Origin of the sequence: Streptomyces sp. col6 (genome assembly GCF_008042035.1) — a bacterium.
Taxonomy (GTDB): domain Bacteria; phylum Actinomycetota; class Actinomycetes; order Streptomycetales; family Streptomycetaceae; genus Streptomyces.
This window is the reverse complement of the sequence record NZ_RDBL01000036.1, coordinates 1-4,027: the sequence shown is the minus strand read 5'-3', so window position 1 is coordinate 4,027 and position 4,027 is coordinate 1. Positions and strand designations below refer to the sequence as shown.

Annotated in this window: 4 protein-coding genes; 1 reads left to right on the top strand and 3 read right to left on the bottom strand. The window is 71.9% G+C overall.

The features are described from left to right. The 3 genes from EAO73_RS34775 to EAO73_RS34765 all read right to left on the bottom strand — a co-directional run. On the bottom strand, nt 1–295 hold a 295-nt coding region (locus EAO73_RS34775; protein WP_147975530.1), incomplete at its 3' end, for a cation transporter. Nucleotides 296–427: 132 nt separating this feature from the next. After that, entirely contained in the window at nt 428–736 is a 309-nt protein-coding gene (locus EAO73_RS34770) for a heavy-metal-associated domain-containing protein (protein WP_191134342.1), read from the bottom strand. A gap of 77 nt (nt 737–813) precedes the next feature. After that, complete coding sequence (locus EAO73_RS34765) at nt 814–1,569, bottom strand: TetR/AcrR family transcriptional regulator (RefSeq protein ID WP_147975528.1); 756 nt, start codon at nt 1,567–1,569, stop codon at nt 814–816. Between the two features lie 183 nt (nt 1,570–1,752). Here EAO73_RS34765 and EAO73_RS34760 point away from each other — a divergent pair, with 183 nt between their 5' ends. Continuing rightward, complete coding sequence (locus EAO73_RS34760; RefSeq protein WP_147975527.1) at nt 1,753–3,999, top strand: MMPL family transporter; 2,247 nt, start codon at nt 1,753–1,755, stop codon at nt 3,997–3,999. Nucleotides 4,000–4,027 lie beyond the last annotated feature (28 nt).

Genomic DNA, 4,027 nt, shown 5'->3' with positions numbered 1-4,027 from the left:
GCCCGGGGGCCTGCGGTGCGGCGGGCCGGGGGACCGGCTTCGCCGTGTAGCCGGTCTTCTCGACGGTGGCGACGAGGTCCCGCACGGAGACACCGGCGCCGTCGTAGCTGACGCGGGCCTTCTCGGTGGCGTAGTTGACAGTGGCGGTGACGCCGTCCATCCGGTTGAGCTTCTTCTCGACGCGGGCCGCGCAGGACGCGCAGGTCATGCCGCCGATCATGAACTCGGCCTGCGAGAGCTCCGCAGCCGGGGCCCCGGCCTCCGTCGCGCTGTGCGTATCCGATGCGCTGTGCATGTCCGAACTCCTGGAACGCCGACCGGGCCGTACCCCACCAGTATCTGCTGGTCGGTCCGGCCCGGCGGTGACGGGTGGTGCGAGTGATGCGGGTGGTGTGGGGGCGAGGGGGCGTGGGGGCTCCCGGGGCGGTCAGGCGCGGCCGGTGAGCTCGTAGCCCGCCTCGTCGACGGCGGCGCGTACGGCCTCGTCGTCCAGCGGGCCCTGCGAGACCACCGTCACCTGCCCGGTGGACGCCACGGCCTTCACGGAGGTGACACCCTCGATGGCGGAGATCTCCTCGGAGACGGCGCCCTCGCAGTGCCCGCAGGTCATGCCGGTCACCTCGTAGACGGTGGTCACGCCGGTCTGTCCGGCGTCCGTGCCCGCGCTGTCGTGGCAGGAACCGCTGGGCGAGCAGCAGGAGCCGGTCGCCTGGGGGAGCTGGGTCTCGGCGGTCATGGTCTTCTCCTCTTCGACGGGCACACGGGGCGGAGGGACGCACACCGGTGCGCCTCCATGCTCACCACTGTATACCCCTAGGGGGTATGAAGCGAGTCGGGTCGTGCGGCCGTGTCGGCGGGGATCATGGGTTCGAGGTACCGGTGGAGGACCGTCTTCAGCTCCCGGATGTACGCCTCGCGCTCGTCCCCCTCGTGCGCCATGATCACGTCCAGTCCGGACTTGAAGATGTTGAAGATCATCGTGGCGATCCGGGTGACCTCGGCCGGTGGCGCGTCCGGCAGGTATCCGGCGAGGATCGTCTCGACGCGCGCGAGCATCGTGACGTGCACGGCGTCGTGGTCCTTGGTGACCATGCCGGGGATCTCGGAGCCGTGCATCAGGACCGTGAACGCCGGGTTCTCGCAGTTGAACTCGATCAGCGGGTCGAGGGTCGCGTCGAGCATCCCGTCCAGCGGCAGTTCCAGGTGGTCGGCCAGGAAAGCGGCCCCGTAGGTCTCCCGCCAGCGGGCCAGGAGCTGGTCGCCGAGCTCGACCGCGATGGCCTCCTTGTTGGGGAAGAACTGGTAGAGCGTGCCGGGCGAGACGCCGGCCTCGCGGGCGATGGCGTTGGTGCTCGCGGCGGTGTACCCGGTCGTGCAGAACACGTTGGCGGCGGCCTTGAGCAACTGCGCGATACGGGCCTCGCCCCGGGCCTGCCGCCTGCGCGGCCTGGCGGGGGCCTCCGCCTTGCCCGCCTTCCCGGCGCGCGCGGCATCGCCGGCGCGCGCGGCGCCTCCCGCGGGCTCGGCGCCCTCCGCCGGCTCGGCGCTCCCGGACCTGGCCTGCGACACGGTGAATCCCCAGCTTTCGTGAGCGGTTGACAAACGCGAGAGGTCGCTCGCATTCTTGTGAAACGCGAGCGATGACTCGTGTTTGCCAGTGTAGGTGGCAACGACTGATCCATGCTGCCCTGCGCGGCCGCCTCGTGCTGCCGCCCGGCGCGCCCGGATCCGGGGAAAAGGGGACATCGCACCATGCCTGAAGTCAACGGCCCGCAGCGACTGGGGGGCTGGACGCGCTTCGTCACCGCGCGTCCCCGGCTCACGCTGCTGGCGGCTCTGGTGATCACCGCACTCGCGGTCCTCGCGGGCAGCGGGGTCGCCGACCGGATGGGCAGTGGTGGCTGGCAGGCTCCCGACGCCGAGTCGACCTACGCCACGAAGGCGCTGGAACGCGAGTTCCCCGCCTCCCAGCCGAACCTCCTGCTCCTCGTCGACAGCGGCGGTGCCTCCGTGGACGACCCGGCCGTGGCCGCCGAGGCGGCGCGCCTGGCGAAGCGGCTCGCCGGCGAGGCGGATGTCGTGGGCGTCCAGTCCTACTGGCAGGACAAGGCGCCCGCGCTGCGCGCCGAGGACGGCAAGGAGGCGCTCATCGCCGCCCGCATCGAGGGCGACGACAAGGCGTCCGGGGAGGTGCTGGACCGGATAGCCCCGGCCTACCGGGGAGAACACGGGCCGGTGCGCGTCACGATCGGCGGCCCCGTGGCCGTGCAGCACGAGATGCAGACGATCATCGAGGACGATCTGCTGCGGGCCGAGATGATCGCCCTGCCGGTGACGCTGGTGCTGCTCGTCATGGTCTTCGGCAGCGCGATCGCCGCCCTGCTGCCCCTGGGCGTGGGCATCGTCGCCATCCTGGGGACCAACGCCGTGCTGCGCGGCATCACCGAGTTCACCGACGTCTCGGTCTTCGCCCAGAACCTCACCACGGCACTCGGGCTCGGACTCGCCATCGACTACGCCCTGTTCATCGTGCGCCGCTTCCGCGAGGAGCTGGCGGCCGGCGCCCCGACCAGGACGGCCATCGGGACGACGCTGCGTACGGCGGGCCGGACGGTGCTGTTCTCGGCGCTGACCGTCGCGGTGTCGCTGGCCGCGATGCTGGTCTTCCCGCAGTACTTCCTGCGCTCCTTCGCGTACGCCGGGATCGCCGTGGTGCTGCTCGCCGCCGCTGCCGCGCTGATCCTCCTGCCGGCCGCGCTGATGCTCCTCGGCCCCCGGGTCAACTCCCTGGACCTTCGGAAGCTGTTGCGGCGGGGCCGCGCGAAGCCGCAGGCGGAGGCCGGTGCGGGCTGGGCCCGGTTCACCGCGCTGGTGATGCGCAGGGCGCCGGTCTTCGCGATCGTCACGAGCGTGGGGCTCGTCCTCCTCGGGCTGCCGTTCCTGGGCGTCAAGTTCGGTACGGCGGACGACCGGCAGCTCCCCGCGTCCTCCGAGTCCCACGTGGTGCAGCAGCATCTGCGGGACGGTTTCCCCGGCAGCCCCGGCGGCAGCCTCGACATCCTGGCGGAGGGCGGGGCGACACCCGCGCAGTACGCCGAGTACCGCGGCCGGATCGCCGCGCTGCCCGGAGTCCTCCGGGTCGACGGCCCGCTGACGGAGGGGCGGACCGCCTACTTCAGCGTGCTGGGGAAGGGGGAGCCGGTGGGGGAGGAGACCCAGCGGCTGGTGAAGGACCTGCGCGCCGAGCCCGCCCCCTTCGAGACCTCCGTGACGGGGACGGCGGCGGTGCTGGTCGACTCCAAGGCCGCCATCGGCGACCGGCTGCCGTGGGCGGTGGGCATCATCGCCGTGGTGACGCTGCTGCTGGTCTTCCTGCTGACCGGAAGCGTGCTGATACCCGTCCAGGCCGTGGTGCTCAACGCCCTGAGTCTCACCGCGATGTTCGGGGCGGTCGTCTGGGTCTTCCAGGACGGCCACCTGTCCGGGCCGCTCTCGTTCACCAGCACCGGGGACATCGAGACGACGCTCCCGGTCCTCATGTTCTGCGTCGCCTTCGGGCTCTCCATGGACTACGGGGTGTTCCTGCTCTCCCGGATCAAGGAGGAGTACGACCGCACCGGGGACCACGAGCAGGCGGTCGCCTTCGGACTGCGGCGCACCGGCGGGCTGATCACCGCGGCGGCCGTGATCCTGGCGGTCGTGATGGTCGCCATCGGCACCTCGCGGGTGACCAACACCAAGATGCTCGGCCTCGGTATCGCGCTCGCCGTGCTGATGGACGCGATGGTGGTGCGCAGCCTGCTCGTCCCGACGGTGATGAAGCTGATGGGCCGGGCGAGCTGGTGGGCACCGGCACCGCTGCGGAGGTTCCACCAGCGGTTCGGGCTGAGCGAGGGGGAGATCGCGGCGCCGGAGCCTGCGGCGGGACGGCCGGGGCCCGGGACCGAGGCGATACCGGACCCGGCGTCCGATCCGGAGAGGGTCCCCAGCGGGACCTGAGGCCCGGGGCTCCCGCCCCCTCAGCCCC